This is a genomic window from Vreelandella aquamarina (assembly GCF_044805175.1).
Lineage (GTDB): Bacteria > Pseudomonadota > Gammaproteobacteria > Pseudomonadales > Halomonadaceae > Vreelandella > Vreelandella aquamarina_B.
Map to the genome: position 1 here is coordinate 2,407,875 of NZ_CP085232.1, position 14,063 is coordinate 2,421,937.

General features: G+C 55.7%; 17 protein-coding genes. 3 read left to right on the forward strand and 14 right to left on the reverse strand.

Translation table 11 applies throughout. The features are described from left to right. Positions 1-31 precede the first annotated feature (31 nt). From LG300_RS11275 to trpB, 4 genes are all read right to left on the reverse strand, one after another. A complete protein-coding gene (locus LG300_RS11275; protein ID WP_281442551.1) occupies positions 32-316 on the reverse strand; it encodes a type II toxin-antitoxin system RelE/ParE family toxin in 285 nt (94 codons plus the stop codon). Further along, positions 306-557, reverse strand: coding sequence for a type II toxin-antitoxin system Phd/YefM family antitoxin (locus tag LG300_RS11280; RefSeq protein ID WP_009100484.1), 252 nt, complete (start codon positions 555-557; stop codon positions 306-308). The genes LG300_RS11275 and LG300_RS11280 overlap by 11 nt, the downstream gene beginning before the upstream one ends. Before the next feature lie 112 nt (positions 558-669). Continuing rightward, positions 670-1,488: a tryptophan synthase subunit alpha gene (gene trpA, locus LG300_RS11285; protein ID WP_404378030.1), complete on the reverse strand. Its 819-nt coding sequence runs from the start codon at positions 1,486-1,488 to the stop codon at positions 670-672. A 56-nt stretch (positions 1,489-1,544) separates the two neighbouring features. Then, positions 1,545-2,765: a tryptophan synthase subunit beta gene (trpB, locus tag LG300_RS11290; RefSeq protein WP_404375409.1), complete on the reverse strand. Its 1,221-nt coding sequence runs from the start codon at positions 2,763-2,765 to the stop codon at positions 1,545-1,547. A 123-nt stretch (positions 2,766-2,888) separates the two neighbouring features. On the opposite strand from trpB, the gene LG300_RS11295 reads away from it, so the two are divergent. Then, positions 2,889-3,779 (forward strand): LysR family transcriptional regulator, encoded by an 891-nt coding sequence (locus LG300_RS11295; RefSeq protein WP_404375410.1) that lies wholly within the window; start codon positions 2,889-2,891, stop codon positions 3,777-3,779. A 131-nt stretch (positions 3,780-3,910) separates the two neighbouring features. Here the strand turns inward: LG300_RS11295 and LG300_RS11300 are convergent, their stop codons facing one another. Beyond that, a complete protein-coding gene (locus LG300_RS11300; protein ID WP_404375411.1) occupies positions 3,911-4,600 on the reverse strand; it encodes a VIT family protein in 690 nt (229 codons plus the stop codon). A gap of 252 nt (positions 4,601-4,852) precedes the next feature. Between LG300_RS11300 and LG300_RS11305 the strand changes: the two genes are divergently transcribed. Further along, positions 4,853-5,782 (forward strand): glycerophosphodiester phosphodiesterase family protein, encoded by a 930-nt coding sequence (locus LG300_RS11305; protein ID WP_404375412.1) that lies wholly within the window; start codon positions 4,853-4,855, stop codon positions 5,780-5,782. Positions 5,783-5,800: 18 nt separating this feature from the next. On the opposite strand, the gene LG300_RS11310 is transcribed toward LG300_RS11305, so the two are convergent. From LG300_RS11310 to LG300_RS11320, 3 genes are read right to left on the reverse strand one after another with little or no spacing between them, the layout of a single operon-like run. Continuing rightward, positions 5,801-6,433, reverse strand: a complete 633-nt coding sequence (locus LG300_RS11310; protein ID WP_404375413.1) for a hypothetical protein — start codon at positions 6,431-6,433, stop codon at positions 5,801-5,803. A gap of 10 nt (positions 6,434-6,443) precedes the next feature. Next, positions 6,444-7,175 (reverse strand): oxygen-insensitive NADPH nitroreductase, encoded by a 732-nt coding sequence (nfsA, locus tag LG300_RS11315; protein ID WP_404375414.1) that lies wholly within the window; start codon positions 7,173-7,175, stop codon positions 6,444-6,446. Positions 7,176-7,216: 41 nt separating this feature from the next. Then, on the reverse strand, positions 7,217-8,146 hold the full coding sequence (locus tag LG300_RS11320) for a formate/nitrite transporter family protein (RefSeq protein ID WP_404375415.1): 930 nt from the start codon (positions 8,144-8,146) through the stop codon (positions 7,217-7,219). Between the two features lie 191 nt (positions 8,147-8,337). Here LG300_RS11320 and LG300_RS11325 point away from each other — a divergent pair, with 191 nt between their 5' ends. Then, positions 8,338-9,105, forward strand: coding sequence for a class I SAM-dependent methyltransferase (locus LG300_RS11325; protein WP_404375416.1), 768 nt, complete (start codon positions 8,338-8,340; stop codon positions 9,103-9,105). Positions 9,106-9,204: 99 nt separating this feature from the next. On the opposite strand, the gene LG300_RS11330 is transcribed toward LG300_RS11325, so the two are convergent. From LG300_RS11330 to LG300_RS11355, 6 genes are all read right to left on the reverse strand, one after another. After that, a complete protein-coding gene (locus LG300_RS11330; RefSeq protein ID WP_404375417.1) occupies positions 9,205-10,266 on the reverse strand; it encodes an NAD(P)-dependent alcohol dehydrogenase in 1,062 nt (353 codons plus the stop codon). Between the two features lie 290 nt (positions 10,267-10,556). Further along, positions 10,557-10,982, reverse strand: coding sequence for a VOC family protein (locus tag LG300_RS11335; protein WP_404375418.1), 426 nt, complete (start codon positions 10,980-10,982; stop codon positions 10,557-10,559). 185 nt (positions 10,983-11,167) lie between these two features. Then, entirely contained in the window at positions 11,168-11,515 is a 348-nt protein-coding gene (locus tag LG300_RS11340) for a hypothetical protein (RefSeq protein WP_404375419.1), read from the reverse strand. Between the two features lie 48 nt (positions 11,516-11,563). Beyond that, positions 11,564-11,926 (reverse strand): ribbon-helix-helix domain-containing protein, encoded by a 363-nt coding sequence (locus LG300_RS11345; protein WP_404375420.1) that lies wholly within the window; start codon positions 11,924-11,926, stop codon positions 11,564-11,566. A gap of 48 nt (positions 11,927-11,974) precedes the next feature. Then, a complete protein-coding gene (locus tag LG300_RS11350; protein ID WP_404375421.1) occupies positions 11,975-13,348 on the reverse strand; it encodes a hypothetical protein in 1,374 nt (457 codons plus the stop codon). Beyond that, positions 13,345-13,968 carry an IS607 family transposase gene (locus LG300_RS11355; protein ID WP_404375422.1) on the reverse strand — a complete coding sequence of 208 codons (624 nt, stop codon included), beginning with the start codon at positions 13,966-13,968 and terminating at the stop codon, positions 13,345-13,347. The genes LG300_RS11350 and LG300_RS11355 overlap by 4 nt, the downstream gene beginning before the upstream one ends. Positions 13,969-14,063 lie beyond the last annotated feature (95 nt).

Consider the following 14,063-nt stretch of genomic DNA (forward strand, 5'->3'; position numbering starts at 1 on the left):
GTTTGTGGTCATTTGCACGATAGGTGATGGATTACATCCGGCGCTTTAGCGACGCGTAGACGTTGCCTTTGTCACGCTTACCCACAGCAATAACGTAGATAAACAGTTCATCATCCACTACTTCATAGACCAGACGATAGCCTACGCTTCGAAGCTTTATTTTATAGCAGGCATCGAAACCACTGAGTTTATCGGCAGGCACACGTGGGGTTTCTAGCCTTTCAGCCAGCTTCTTTTTGAACTGTTGTTTGACGGGTGGGCTAAGCTTTTCCCACTCTTTCAAGGCCGCGGGCAAAAAGCGTAGCTTATAGGTCATCCAGTGATACCGTGACAGCCTTGTCTTTATCGGCGCGACGCTCTTCCACTAGCTTGGCCAGCTCGTAGTCTTCCAGCATCTCCATCATCGCCTCGTAAGTTTCTACAGGGACAAGGTAAGCGGCGGGCTTGTTGTGATTCAACACAGCAATGGGGGCACCGCTTGCTTGGGTCAGCAGTGCCGAAGGGTTTTTCTTTAGCTCAGAAATACTGACCGAAAAGTTAGCTAATACTTGGTGCATGGAAACCTCCTGAAGCCATAAAAAAGCTCCTTTTATAGCCCTCATATTAGCTCTTTTTTTGCGACTTCTCCAAGCGTTCGCTGTTTACATTCACCGCACATCGATGCGATGCCTAATGTCTACACCCTCTCACACTCTCCGCCAGTTCTTTCACCAGCCCATGCACCCGCGTCACGGCGTCATCGCCGCTGCTGGCGTGTTCGATGCAGTCCACCAGTGCAGAGCCCACGACCACGGCGTCGCTGAAGCGGCCAATAGTGGCGGCCTGTTCGGCGGTGCGGATACCAAAGCCTACGGCGATGGGCAGCGGCGTGTGGTCGCGCAGCTGATTAACGGCGCTTTCCAACCGTTCTGGCGTGGGGGCGCTGCCACCCGTTACCCCCGCCACGGAAACGTAGTAGATAAACCCGGAGGCGTTGGCCAGCACTTTGGGCAACCGCTTAGCATCGGTGGTGGGCGTGGCGAGGCGAATAAAATCGATGCCGTGCTGAGCGGCGGGCTGGCACAGCTCTTCGTCGTGTTCGGGCGGTAGATCCACTACGATCAGCCCATCGACGCCGGCCTTGGCAGCATCGGCCAAAAAACGCTCGACGCCGTAGCAATAAATCGGATTGTAGTAACCCATCAGCACAATGGGGGTAGTGCTGTTCTGCTCACGGAACTGGCGCACCATTTCCAACGTTTTGGCTTGGGTCTGGCCGTTTTCCAGCGCGCGCAGGGCGGCTTTTTGGATGGCGGGGCCATCGGCCATGGGGTCGCTGAACGGCATGCCGAGTTCGATGATATCCACACCCGCTTCCGGCAGACCGTGTAGCAGGCGGCGGGAGGTCTCGGCGTTTGGGTCGCCTGCGGTGAGGTAGCTGACCAGCGCCGGGCGGTTTTGCTGTTTGAGCGCGGTAAAGCACCCTTCAAGACGCGACGTCGTGTTCATGCTGCTCTCCTCCACTAGCCTGTTCTCCTCCACTACATTGCTCTCCTGTAGCGCGCTCATACGTTTTTCACTCCGAATTTATCGCCCAGGTGGTGGGCCACGCTCATCATGTCTTTATCGCCACGGCCACTGAGGTTGACCACCATTAGATGCTCGCGGGGAAGTTTAGGCGCGCGCTTAGCCACTTCAGCCAGGGCGTGGGCGGTTTCCAGGGCAGGAATGATACCCTCTTGGCGGCAGCAGATTTGAAACGCTTCCAGCGCTTCATCATCGGTGGCAGAGACATACTCAACCCGCCTTTGCTCGTGCAGCCAGGCGTGTTCGGGGCCGATGCCGGGGTAGTCGAGCCCGGCGGAAATCGAGTGAGCGTCGATAATCTGGCCATCTTCGTTTTGCAGCAGGTAGGTGCGGTTGCCGTGGAGTACGCCGGGGGTGCCGCCGTTGAGGCTCGCGGCGTGAAGACCGCTGTTGACACCTTTACCACCCGCCTCTACGCCTACCATGTGAACGCTGTCATCATTAATGAACGGGTAGAACAGGCCCATGGCGTTGGAGCCGCCTCCCACGCAGGCAATCAGCGAATCCGGCAGACGGCCCTGTTTTTCGAGCATTTGGGTGCGGGTTTCATGACCAATCACCGCTTGGAAATCGCGCACCATGGCCGGATACGGATGCGGGCCTGCCACAGTGCCGATGATGTAGAAGGTGTCGTCGACGTTCGTGACCCAATCCCGCAGCGCTTCGTTCATAGCGTCTTTTAGCGTGCCGGTGCCAGAGGTGACCGGCACGATCTCGGCACCCAGCAGCTTCATGCGGAACACGTTAGGCTGCTGACGCTCGATGTCGGTGGCACCCATATAGATCACGCAGGGCAGCCCAAAGCGAGCAGCCACGGTGGCAGTAGCCACGCCGTGCATGCCTGCACCGGTTTCGGCGATGATTCGCTTTTTGCCCATCTGCTTGGCGAGCAGCACCTGACCAATGCAATTGTTAATTTTATGCGCGCCGGTGTGGTTCAGCTCTTCACGCTTGAGGTAAATACTCGCACCGCCAAAGTGCTCCGTGAGACGCTCGGCAAAGTAGAGCGGGCTAGGACGGCCGACGTAGTCGCCCTGGAAATAGGCAAGCTGACGCTGGAATTCCGGATCGTTTTTGGCCGCATCGTACTCATCCTGCAACTCAAGAATCAGCGGCATCAGAGTTTCAGCGACAAAGCGGCCACCGAAACTGCCGAATAGCCCGTTGGCATCGGGCAAAAAACTTAACGGTTTGTTCATCACGACCTCTATGGGTTGGGTGCGATTTAGAATAGTGATGACGTTAGCGCAGGCAGGCGGGAAGAAAAATCGATAAGATGGCAAGCACCTGTGAGTTTTACGCAACTATTTGAAGAGGCCCCCATGCAACACAGCCTGCCGCCGTTAAGCGCCCTGCGCGCCTTTGAAGCCACCGCCCGGCTAGGCAGCGTGACTGCCGCCGCCAACGAGCTAAGCGTGACCCACGGTGCGGTAAGCCGCCAGTTAAAGACCCTGGATGAGCATTTTGGCGTCGCGCTGTTTACCAAAGCCGGACGCGGGCTGGTGCTTACCCACCATGGCGAGCAGCTGCAAAGCGGCGTAGGGGAGGCGTTTGCCAAGCTTAGAGATAGTTGCACCCTGCTCAAGCATGAGGTGAAAGACGCGCCCTTTACCCTGGCCTGCCCCGGCAGCTTGCTAGCACGCTGGCTGATACCCCGCTTAGAACGCCTAAACCAAGCGCTGCCCGAGCTAAAGCTTCAGGTGGTAGTGAGCGATACCGAGCAACCCGGCCAACCCGATGCCAACGCAACCCTGGCCTTTTTCGAGCCGCCCTGGCCTGCTGATGGCGAGATGATAGCGCTGATGCCCGAGAAGATTTGCGCGGTGGTTAGTTCGCAGCTGGCCGCCCATATCGACCCACTCAGCCCCGAAACGCTACTGGCGAATAAACTGCTCTACACTACGTCGCGGCCCCAGGCGTGGCCGCAGTGGGCCAACGCCCACGGGCTTGGGCAGGCGCAACTTGAAGAGGCGCTCAGCAAAGGCCAGGGGTTTGGCCACCTGTACTACTTGGTGGAAGCAGCGGTGGCAGGGTTGGGTATCGCTATTGCACCAACGCTCTTGGTGGCCGATGACCTGACAAGCGGGCGGCTCATCGCCCCTTGGGGGAGTATTGAAACCCCAGCAAGGCTTTGCCTATGGCTACCCCCGCATACTAATGCCCTTCGCAGCGAATCACTGGCTGGCTGGTTACGGAAGGAGCTAGGTGGTTAGCGCCCTACCCTATGCGGATTACACTAGAAATGCCCGTTTGTTGCCGTCGAGGTCGTGAACATAGGCAGCATAGAAGCCTTTATATGTGCCAGCACCTTATGTCTCCTTTTGGATGCTCATAGCGATGGAAGTTATGCCACAACGCCAAACAGCCGCCCGATAAAGGAAGTAAGCGCCATCGCCAGCGCCCCCCAAAACAGCACGCGAAAGGCGGCTTGGCGCACCGGTGCCCCACCAACTTTGGCTGCTAGCGCCCCTAACAAAGCCAACAAGGCGAGCGATGCCACGGCGACCAACGGAATCAGCAGCACCAGCGGTACCCACCAGGCTATCAAAAGGGGAATTAATGCCCCAGAGGTAAATGTAGCGGCTGAATAGAGCGCCGCCTGCAGAGGCCTAGGTTGAGTGGTATCGGTGATGCCAATTTCATCCCGAGCATGGGCACCCAGCGCGTCTTTTTGCATTAGCTGCTCGGCCACTTGGCTAGCGAGTTCAGGTGTTAGCCCCCGCTCTACATAAATCGCCGCCAGCTCTTCCTGCTCTGCTTCGAAATGATCGGCAAGGGCATGGCGCTCAATGGCTAAATCGGCGCGCTCGGTGTCTGATTGCGAACTGACCGATACGTACTCCCCCGCCGCCATTGACATGGCCCCCGCGACCAAACCCGCCAGCCCCGCTAATACAATATCGCTTTGAATAGTAGAAGCTGCCGCCACCCCGAGAATTAGGCTGCTAGTGGAAACAATGCCATCGTTTGCGCCCATCACGGCAGCCCGTAGCCAGCCTGCACGGTGGGAGCGATGGTGTTCTTTGTGGGTCATAGAGCAGCCTCTTGAGGACCTGGGTTCAACTTAGTTGATATTAGGTGATGTCTTGCCCCCAGGCACTAGCTATCAAAGGAAGCCCAGCCCTGCCTATGCGCAACGTGGTGCGTATGCATGAGCAGGCTCCTGCTCCGTGAGAATAGGCACTTTATTCCACTCACGGTATAACCCCAAATGGTACAGCGAGCGTGCGTTTGTCATTTTGGGCAGGTATGGTCTTATTCTGATTTGGGTAAACAAGGAGTTGTGATGCCACGCTATTCATTGATAACCACGCTAGCCCTGCTGACAAGCACCTCTACCGCTGCCGTAGCGGCGAGCGAGACACCGCTTACCCAACAGCTTAACGACTTAGAAAATTTCCAAGTGATTGCCCATCGCGGGGCAAGCGGGCATGCGCCGGAAAGCACATTAGCAGCCTACGAGCTGGCCCATGAGTGGGGCGTGGATTATCTGGAACTGGATGCCCAGCTAAGCGCTGATGGCGAGGTGGTGATCTTCCACGATGGCACCCTTGAACGCACCAGCGATGGCGAAGGCCATATCCATGATTACACCCTGGCTGAGTTGAAAGCGTTGGATACCGGCTCGTGGTTTCACGAAGCGAATCCCGAGTATGCAGATACGGATTTTTCCGGCACGCAGATCCTGACGCTTAACGAGCTGTTCGACCACTTTGGTCAAACGACGCGTTATTACATCGAGACAAAATCCCCTGACCTTAACCCTGGCCTGGAAGAGGCGTTGGTGGAGCGTCTTGAAGCCTACGATATGATTGATGAAGGCCGAGTATTGGTGCAATCGTTTGACCAGCAAAGCCTGCTCAAACTGCAGGCACTCAACCCTAATCTGCCGCTAATTCAACTGCTGTGGTACTCCCCTAGCGAGCAAAATAGCGAACGGTTGGTGGAGTGGAATAACACCACACCAGGGCCAGGTGAGATTAGCGATGCTGACTTCCAGGCTATTGCCGAGTATGCGGTAGGAATTGGCACCAACGCGACCTATCAGGGCAACGAAGTAATTGATGAGGCCTTTATCCGCCAAGCCCAAGCTAACGGTCTGCCAGTACACGTTTACACCATCAATGAACCAGATGAGATGCAGCGCTTAAGGGCGCTGGGGGCGAACGGCCTGTTTACCGACTACCCCGACCGCCTGCTTGAGTTAGTAAAGTAATCACCCGCATTGACGCCTTTAGGAGGTCGCACCGGAGGAGGTGAACTCCTGCGGTGTTACGCTAGCAAACTTCTCTACAAAAAATACCAGGGTTTCAGGATGGCGGAAGCGCCGCTCAAAGGTTTCCTGACTACGCTCTGTGCGGCGCGTTATCCGAGCGTGATAGACACTGCCAACCTTGGCCACATTGACGCTATTTTCATGGCCGGGCTCACGATGCACGGCAGTCACCGTCGCTTTTGTCTCGAGCATGGCTGCTAGCCTTTGCGCGGTAGCGCGTTCCTCGTCCGTCGCCCACAGCGGCTGGTCACGGTTGCCATAGTGGTAAAGTAGCACCGCCAGTAGCATGGCAAAAATACTGCTGGTAAGCATCCAGGTCAGCAAAACACCGGAAACGGGCATGGTCAGCATAATCACTAGCTGAGCCACACTCCCCACCACAAACACTCCTGCCAACGGCCGCCACATGCGCTGGCCCATGACACCACGCTTGAGAATATATCCCCACAGTCCGACCACGCCTAGCACACCAAAAAACAGGTGCGCCAAGGCAAATGGTGTTCCTCCACCGGAAAACACGGCCACGATACCTATCACGGGAAGCAGGCTGTATAGCACCGCCAGTAGAATATAGGCACGCTGAAGGGACATAGAGGACTCCTTATTTCATGGTAAAGCCGCGTTTCACCAAGAAATCACGCATATGGGGGCGCAGCTTGCTATCAAACAGAGGGGTTAGGTTGTGCGACCAATCACTATTTTTATTGCCGCTACTACGAGAGTGATAGTACGCCTGCATGGTGTCGTCAAAGGCAGCCACATACTCGCTATCATCAGTGTAGTAGTCCTCTTTCAGAATCGCTTCAACGGGCAGGCGCGGCTTCACTTCTGGATGATGGGCGGGGTAACCAAGGCACATACCAAATACTGGATAAACATGGGCAGGAAGCCGCAGCAGCTCGCTTACCGCTTCTGGGTTGTTGCGAATACCGCCGATATAGCAGATTCCTAGGCCTTCCGACTCGGCAGCCACCGCCACATTTTGTGCCATAAGCGCGGTATCCACGGTGGCGACCAGCAGCTGCTCGGTCATGCCGCGCTCAACGTTTGCGCCCGTGCGGGCGGAAGCCTCGGTTGGGCGCTTCATATCCGCGCAGAAGACCAGAAACGCCCCGCTACTAGCGACATAGCCCTGCCCACCTGCCAGCTCGGCAATCGCTTCACGGTTGGCCGGATCTTTGACATGAATCACGGTGTACGCCTGCACGTGGCTGGACGTCGCCGCGGCCTGGCCTGCTTTAATCAACTCAACCAGCAAGCCTTTAGGCACTTCTTGATCGGTAAATTTACGAATCGAACGGTGGGACTGCAGTAATTTAATAACATCATTCATAACAGGTGCCTCTTCAATAAAGTCGATTAACGGTTACTCGGTTAGCGCTTACGGCGCTGAAATAAGCCTTGTTTACACTCCCGCTGCGCTTCTACGTCGCCACGAATCTGGGCATGGCTAATCAGCGCAAAAATGAACGTACCGCCAATCACGTTACCGGCCAGCGTAGGAAGCGCAAAGCCTACCACTGCGTCGTACCAAGAGAGTTGGCCATCAAAGACTAAATAAAGTGCTTCGCTCGTTCCGACGATAATGTGGGTAAACCCACCAATCGCCATCACGTAGGTGATGATAATAATTATCCAGACTTTTGCTTGATCAGCGGCGGGAATCAGCCACACCAGCGTGGCAATCATCCAGCCCGCCAATATCCCCTTAGAGAACATCTCCATCGGCGTATTTGCCATCATGTGCTCACCCAGGGCAATAAAGGCCTGGTGGGTAGCCTCATCGAACATTGGCAAATGCAGAAAGGTAAACGATGAGAGCGCTGCCCCTAGTAAGTTACCGATCAGCACCACGCCCCACAGCCGGCCCAAGGCGCCAACATTAGGCAGCGTCGGGTGGCTCATTACAGGCAGTACGGCGGTAACCGTATTCTCGGTAAACAGTTGCTGTCGAGCTAAAATAACAACAATAAAACCAACCGTGTAGCCAATACACTCCACCAAAAAACCAGTATCCGTTTCCGGCAAGTGGGCATGCAGAACGCCACGCGCTACCATGGAGAAGCTCATGGAGATACCGGCCGCAATAGCCGACCAAAGCAGCGCCATAGAGTCTCGGGAGAGTTCTTTTTGCCCCTCTAACCGCAAGTGTTGATGCACCACCGCCGCCCTGGAGGGCAGCTTAGCTTCACGCTCTTCTTTGGGGGAGGAGTCCTCGGAAGAAGACGACTCACTTCGCGAGCTGTCCTCTCCATGCTCTTCACCACCTTCAAAATTATCGTCCGCTTGATGCTGCTGATGCATAGGTTCCCTCCCTGGTCATTCATCAGCGTAACCGTATTGCCTATGGTTGGGTAGGTGTGCAATGTGGTTATCGCTTAGTTAATAACGTACGGTAGATGAGGATTTTTGCGTGATGCTGCGCGCATCAAAATGAACGCTCGCTATACTATGGATATCCTTTCAGGATTAATAAACGATGCTAGGAAGCCGATATGTCAAACGCCTTTCATACACCGTCAGGACAGGCAGGGAATGCTAGCCGTTCTGCGGAACACACCGCCTTTTCACCTAAACTGGGCAACGACGTTGTAAAACTGCTCTCTCCCCAGCCTGAGCAACGCATTCTGGATCTTGGCTGTGGCGACGGCGCTTTAACCGCGCGCATCATGCAGTTAGGTGCTGATGTACTGGGTGTTGATGCCTCCCCCGACATGGTGGAAGCCGCACAGCAACGGGGAGTCACAGCCCGGGTCATTGATGGCCACCAGCTACCGTTCGACCATGAGTTTGACGCAGTATTCAGCAATGATGCGCTGCACTGGATGCTTGACCCACAAGCGGTGTTATCAGGGGTGAAACGAGCCTTGAAACCAGGCGGGCGCTTTGTTGCCGAGTTTGGCGGCCATGGTAACGTCGCCGCTATTTGCACCGCGCTAATTGCTTCGCTGCAGTTTCGGGGCATTAGTTCAAAAGGGCGTCATCCTTGGTATTTCCCTACCACACAGGAGTATACCAACCTGCTGCAAACCGTCGGTTTTCACATCGACAGCATCGAACTAATCCCTCGTCCCACGCCACTTCCCAATGGGATGGGAAACTGGTTAGACACCTACGCCAGCCCCTTCTTCCACGGACTGGAGGATGATCTAAAAGAGGCTATTTTCGATAACACGATTAACCTGTTAGCACACAGCCTAAGCGATGGGCATGGTAACTGGACGGCGGATTACGTTCGGTTGCGCGTGGTTGCCCACGTTTGAAGAGGCTGCGGCTGATCACCAGCCGCAGCCATGAAGCGCTAAGCTAAAGCCTGCGTTTAGCAACAACCACACTTCGAAAGATGATTACCACTGCAAGCCTTAAGCAGCGCCATTTTTCAGCGTCGCCATATCGATCACGAAGCGGTAGCGCACATCGCCTTTCTCCATACGCTCAAAGCCTTCGTTGATCTTATTAATATCGAGCATCTCAATATCGCAGGTAATGTTCTGCTCGGCGCACAGCTTGAGCAGCTCTTCGGTTTCGGCAATACCGCCGATCAGTGAACCTGCTACAACGCGGCGCTTGAATACTAGGTTAAAGGCTTCGATGGCAGGCTCGATAGGCTCTAAGAGACCGACTAGGATATGCGTGCCATCGTACTTCAGCGACTTCAGATAGGGGTTCAGGTCGTGCTGGACCGGAACGGTATCCAGCATAAAATCGAAGGTATCGGCAACAGCGTCCATTTGCGCCTGGTCGCTTGAGACCACCACATGGTCGGCCCCGTTACGCTTGGCTTCTTCGACTTTGGCATTAGAGCGGGTGAACACGGTCACTTCGGCACCCAGGGCTTTGGCCAGTTTGACGCCCATGTGACCCAGGCCGCCCATACCAATAATGCCCACTTTATGGCCTTTACCCACGCCGTGGTGCTTCAGCGGCGAGTAAGTGGTAATGCCGGCACACAGGATCGGCGCAGCGGAGGCAAGATCAATACCGTCAGGCATTTGCAAGACAAAGTGCTCGCTCACAACGATGGAGTCGGAGTAGCCGCCCTGGGTCAAAGTGCCGTCCTGGCGATCGGGGCTGCCGTAGGTCATGGTGAACCCTTCCAGGCAGTACTGCTCAACGCCATCTTTGCAGGCAGAACAGGTGCGGCAAGAGTCCACCATACAGCCAACCCCCACCAAGTCACCGGCTTTAAAACGCGTGACATCGCTGCCCACCGCCGTCACACGGCCGACAATTTCGTGGCCCGGTACCACCGGGTACTGGCTCATGCCCCAGTCATTACGGGCAAAGTGCAGGTCGCTGTGGCACACGCCGCAGTAAAGAATTTCAATGGCAACATCATCGGGGCGCGGCTCGCGGCGCTCAAAGGTAAACGGCGCAAGGGGCTTATCAGCGGAAAACGCGGCGTAGGATTTTGCTTGGCTCATGGAAACTCCTTTTTAATACATCCCGCAGGAGCACTATGGGGGAAGTGCGAAGACGCGATGTGGTGTTTTAAATGCTGAAAGGCGAGCAAGGCCCTGCCCTATAGGCGTTAGTGAAAGGTCACGGCAACTACTCACGCATTATCCTGGCGCTCTCGCGGCTGCAAACCCGCTTTGCGGAGTAGCGGCTGCGCTTGCTTATGGCGCAGCCGCTACGATAAACGCTATTTTGGCGATTCGCCGCGGCAGCATCGACGCCAGGAGCAGACGCTGCGCGCCTGATAGCGAAAGGCTTATTTGGCAAAAATCTGGCTCTTATCCTTAAACGCCTTGAACTCTAAGGCATTACCGCAGGGGTCGAGCAGGAACATGGTGGCCTGCTCGCCCACTTCGCCTTTAAAGCGAATGTAAGGCTCGATGACAAAGTCAGTACCGCGCGCTTTCAAGCGCTCGGCCAGTGCTTCCCACTCGTCCCACTCTAGAATCACCCCAAAGTGCGGCACTGGGACGTTATGGCCATCCACCGGATTGGTGTGGGCGCTCTCCTGGCCCGGCGTTTTGGGATGCTCATGGATCACCAGCTGGTGGCCAAAGAAATTGAAGTCTACCCAGTGGTCGCTTGAGCGACCCTCTTCCAGGCCGAACACATCGTTATAAAAGGCTCGAGCCAGCGCAACGTCGTATACGGGTATCGCCAAGTGAAAAGGGGAAAGGCTCATGGATATCTCCTGGTGTGTCGCTTTTATGGGTAAGTGGCTAGCGCGCTGCGCCGCCACCGTGCCACTATCCTAAAAGGCGCTATACAAAAATAAAAACAATTGTTTTTTGATGAAACGATAAATTTCTCAAGAGCCGGAGAAGTTAGACCTGCGCTGCGCCAGCACTTAAAGGGAGCCGACAACCGCTAACGGGCACACAGCGCCTGATCACGCTCATCGGCATAGCGAGCCTTATGCTCGGAAGTTTCACTAGGGAAACGGCCAAGCGCGACGGCTTTCTCAAAAAAGCCGCTGGCCGGTAAAGCATCGCCTCGACGACTCACCACCAGCGCTGCGATCATGGGCCGCCCGGCAGCCACATCTTCTTCCATCAGCTGCTCAAGTGCCTGGGCAACCCGTGCAATGGTACGCGGAGGAGTCAGCCCCAGGGCGCTGGCTACCTGCTGATAGGTCATGGGCAGGGTAGCTGTGGGCGCTTGGTGTAACAAGGTGCGTACTTGGGTGGCTAACGTATCGGTGCTGGGTTGATTCATTGATATGTTATATCTCTTACAGAAAGGCTAGGTTTCACTAATAAAGACTCAGTGAACTTGCTTTTTATGGGTAGCGCTCTCACGTGTGAGGATATGCTGCGCATCCAGCCCGCCAATCGGCACATCCATACTAGGTGGAATATCGCCACTGAGCTGTAGGGCTTGGTAGCGCAGTGCGCATACCCGCAAGAACGAGGTAAAGTTACCCAAATCATGCCCGGCATCAATCGACTCGTGGTAGAGCCGAGTAATCATTTGCGCCGTGTTCATACCGTCCCGCTGGGCGATCTCTTCCAGCAGCCGCCAGAAATAGTTTTCCATTCGCACGCTTGTCACCATGCCATCAATGCGTAGCGAGTGCGTAGCGCTACGCCACAGCTCTGGGTCCGCATCAATAAACAGTTTGCACATAGCGGTTATCTGCTCCTTAAAGCTTGGCCATCATTGGCCAAAAAGGATTTATCCGCACCCGGTTGACATGCCGTGCTGGCAAACAACTCGGGCCTCTTGACGCTCAGTTGCGCCGGAGAAACGTCCCAACAATAGTCGCTTGACCTCGCCGTGCGGCATGTACCGCGTAATGTCGGGGTCATCAAGCCTTGCCAGGACATTCCGCGCAGCATTGACATCCGCCTGGATCACGTCCCCGTTTGCACGGTAAAACTTGTCGCCACGGCGCTCACCTTCCAGGCGTCCCGTGATCGAGTCCATTTGCGACGTATAGGCGGCGTTCACGATGTCGTGACGGGTGCCACGCTGCTGCGATACTTCGTCGAGCGCCTGGGCCAGCACCCCCTTGGCCCAGTGGCTCATGCGGCGGTTGTAATCCCGCCACTGTACCTTGCCCGCGATGGGCTGAGTCAGGTCTTCCGAAGCGAGAAGCGCCGCCTCGTCCATGATGGTATGAGCCGCCTGATAGGCGATGGTGCGAAGGTGCTGCTGGGTGCGCTGGCGGCGAGCCACTTGCTTCTTCTTACCCAGATGATTGGCGCGGATGCGTTCGGCCTTGGCGATCCGTCCTGCCGCCCGATGCTTCTTTTCCAGGGCGTGCAGGCGATTGCGCGCCTTGCCAGTGGCGGATACCTGATGGCTGTACGCAGTGAGCACTTGACCGAACGACTCGCCATGATGCTGGCCTTGCGAGTCAGTGAAGGCCTCCGTGTAGCCCTTATCGACACCCATTACCTTGTCCCCATGAGGCCGCCCTGGCGGTTTCTCGTAGGCATAATGGATCTCGACCTTTCCCTCCCGAACGATGACGCGCAGATTCTTCTTTTCCAGGCTGACGTTCTTGCCTGACGTCGTGGTGTATAGCGTGATGCTGCCGCCCACCTTTTTGGACAGATGCAATGTAATAACCAGTTGGCCGTCGATGATTCGCTCACTGTGCTTGTCGGAACGGACGACGAACTGGTTACTACACTGGCTTTTGCCATGCCTGAAATGTTTGCGCATCATGCGATGCAGATAGGTATCTTCTAGCCATTTGTCCTGTTTCAGCAGCGTGTAGAGGTGTTTGCGTTCGGTTTCGTCCGTGGTGCGTGCGGCCACGGCCCGGCGCACCTTGTGCTTGGCAGCCGCCTTGTAGGTCAGGATGTCGTTGATCACATCCTTAGTGGATTCGGCGCGAACCGTGCCATCCAGTGGCAAGTCTGTATGCCAGCCACCCTGGGTTATTTCCTTGCGAACGGCGCTGGCGCTCTTGCCAACGGTACCAAGGGCACCGTACCGGCGCCAAAGGTCGGCCCGAATGAACCCCATCGTCCGGCACATCGCCAGCAAACGCGAAAGATCCGGACTCGTTGCATAAAGAATGCGTGTGACGGTGGTCATAACACTTCCTCTCTCGGCTCCCTGGCCGCGGGATAGTCTGCTTTCATCTGCTGCTTGTACTTTCTCATGCCGTACAATCGACAACTGAAGGTATGAACGATGGCCAGAAGATCCTCGACCATTTCCTGTTCAGGAGACAGCGTCTCCTGATTGGCCACAATGATCTCGCACCCATGTTCGGCGGCGATGTGGTCGAGCAGATCGAAGCCGAAACGAGCGAGTCTGTCTCGGTGAGCCACAACGACCCGCTCGATCTCGCCTTGCTGTATTCGATCCAGCAGCGACAGGAACTTTCTGCGCTTGAAGTTCATGCTGCCACCGACTTCCTTGACCCACTCGTCCACCGGTAGGGCAGCGGAAAGGCAGAACTGCTCCATGGCATCCACTTGGGATTGCAGGTCATCCTTCTGCCCTGCGCTGCTGACGCGGCAATAGACAACCGTTAATCGACGCTCGGGCTTCCTCTGGAGAATAAGGCGGACATCGGCTTCATCAAAATAGCGATGACCGGAAGGCATCCGCTTTGAGACAAGTCGACCTTCGCGTTCCCAGCGCCGGATGGTGCTAGGAGAGCGCCCCACCCGTTTTGCAAATTCACTGATGCGATATTTTTTATCCATAGTGGATAGTTTTGATCAACAATAGGCAAGTATCAAGCATCAGTTAAAATCTCCTTACCCCCACCAACATGATATCGCTCCTGTTCAGCATAGCG

Coding starts and splice junctions, on each gene's coding strand:
- LG300_RS11275 (WP_281442551.1), bottom strand. CDS start 316: ATGACCTATAAGCTACGCTTTTTGCCCGCGGCCTTGAAAGAGTGGGAA.
- LG300_RS11280 (WP_009100484.1), bottom strand. CDS start 557: ATGCACCAAGTATTAGCTAACTTTTCGGTCAGTATTTCTGAGCTAAAG.
- trpA (WP_404378030.1), bottom strand. CDS start 1,488: ATGAACACGACGTCGCGTCTTGAAGGGTGCTTTACCGCGCTCAAACAG.
- trpB (WP_404375409.1), bottom strand. CDS start 2,765: ATGAACAAACCGTTAAGTTTTTTGCCCGATGCCAACGGGCTATTCGGC.
- LG300_RS11295 (WP_404375410.1), top strand. CDS start 2,889: ATGCAACACAGCCTGCCGCCGTTAAGCGCCCTGCGCGCCTTTGAAGCC.
- LG300_RS11300 (WP_404375411.1), bottom strand. CDS start 4,600: ATGACCCACAAAGAACACCATCGCTCCCACCGTGCAGGCTGGCTACGG.
- LG300_RS11305 (WP_404375412.1), top strand. CDS start 4,853: ATGCCACGCTATTCATTGATAACCACGCTAGCCCTGCTGACAAGCACC.
- LG300_RS11310 (WP_404375413.1), bottom strand. CDS start 6,433: ATGTCCCTTCAGCGTGCCTATATTCTACTGGCGGTGCTATACAGCCTG.
- nfsA (WP_404375414.1), bottom strand. CDS start 7,175: ATGAATGATGTTATTAAATTACTGCAGTCCCACCGTTCGATTCGTAAA.
- LG300_RS11320 (WP_404375415.1), bottom strand. CDS start 8,146: ATGCATCAGCAGCATCAAGCGGACGATAATTTTGAAGGTGGTGAAGAG.
- LG300_RS11325 (WP_404375416.1), top strand. CDS start 8,338: ATGTCAAACGCCTTTCATACACCGTCAGGACAGGCAGGGAATGCTAGC.
- LG300_RS11330 (WP_404375417.1), bottom strand. CDS start 10,266: ATGAGCCAAGCAAAATCCTACGCCGCGTTTTCCGCTGATAAGCCCCTT.
- LG300_RS11335 (WP_404375418.1), bottom strand. CDS start 10,982: ATGAGCCTTTCCCCTTTTCACTTGGCGATACCCGTATACGACGTTGCG.
- LG300_RS11340 (WP_404375419.1), bottom strand. CDS start 11,515: ATGAATCAACCCAGCACCGATACGTTAGCCACCCAAGTACGCACCTTG.
- LG300_RS11345 (WP_404375420.1), bottom strand. CDS start 11,926: ATGTGCAAACTGTTTATTGATGCGGACCCAGAGCTGTGGCGTAGCGCT.
- LG300_RS11350 (WP_404375421.1), bottom strand. CDS start 13,348: ATGACCACCGTCACACGCATTCTTTATGCAACGAGTCCGGATCTTTCG.
- LG300_RS11355 (WP_404375422.1), bottom strand. CDS start 13,968: ATGGATAAAAAATATCGCATCAGTGAATTTGCAAAACGGGTGGGGCGC.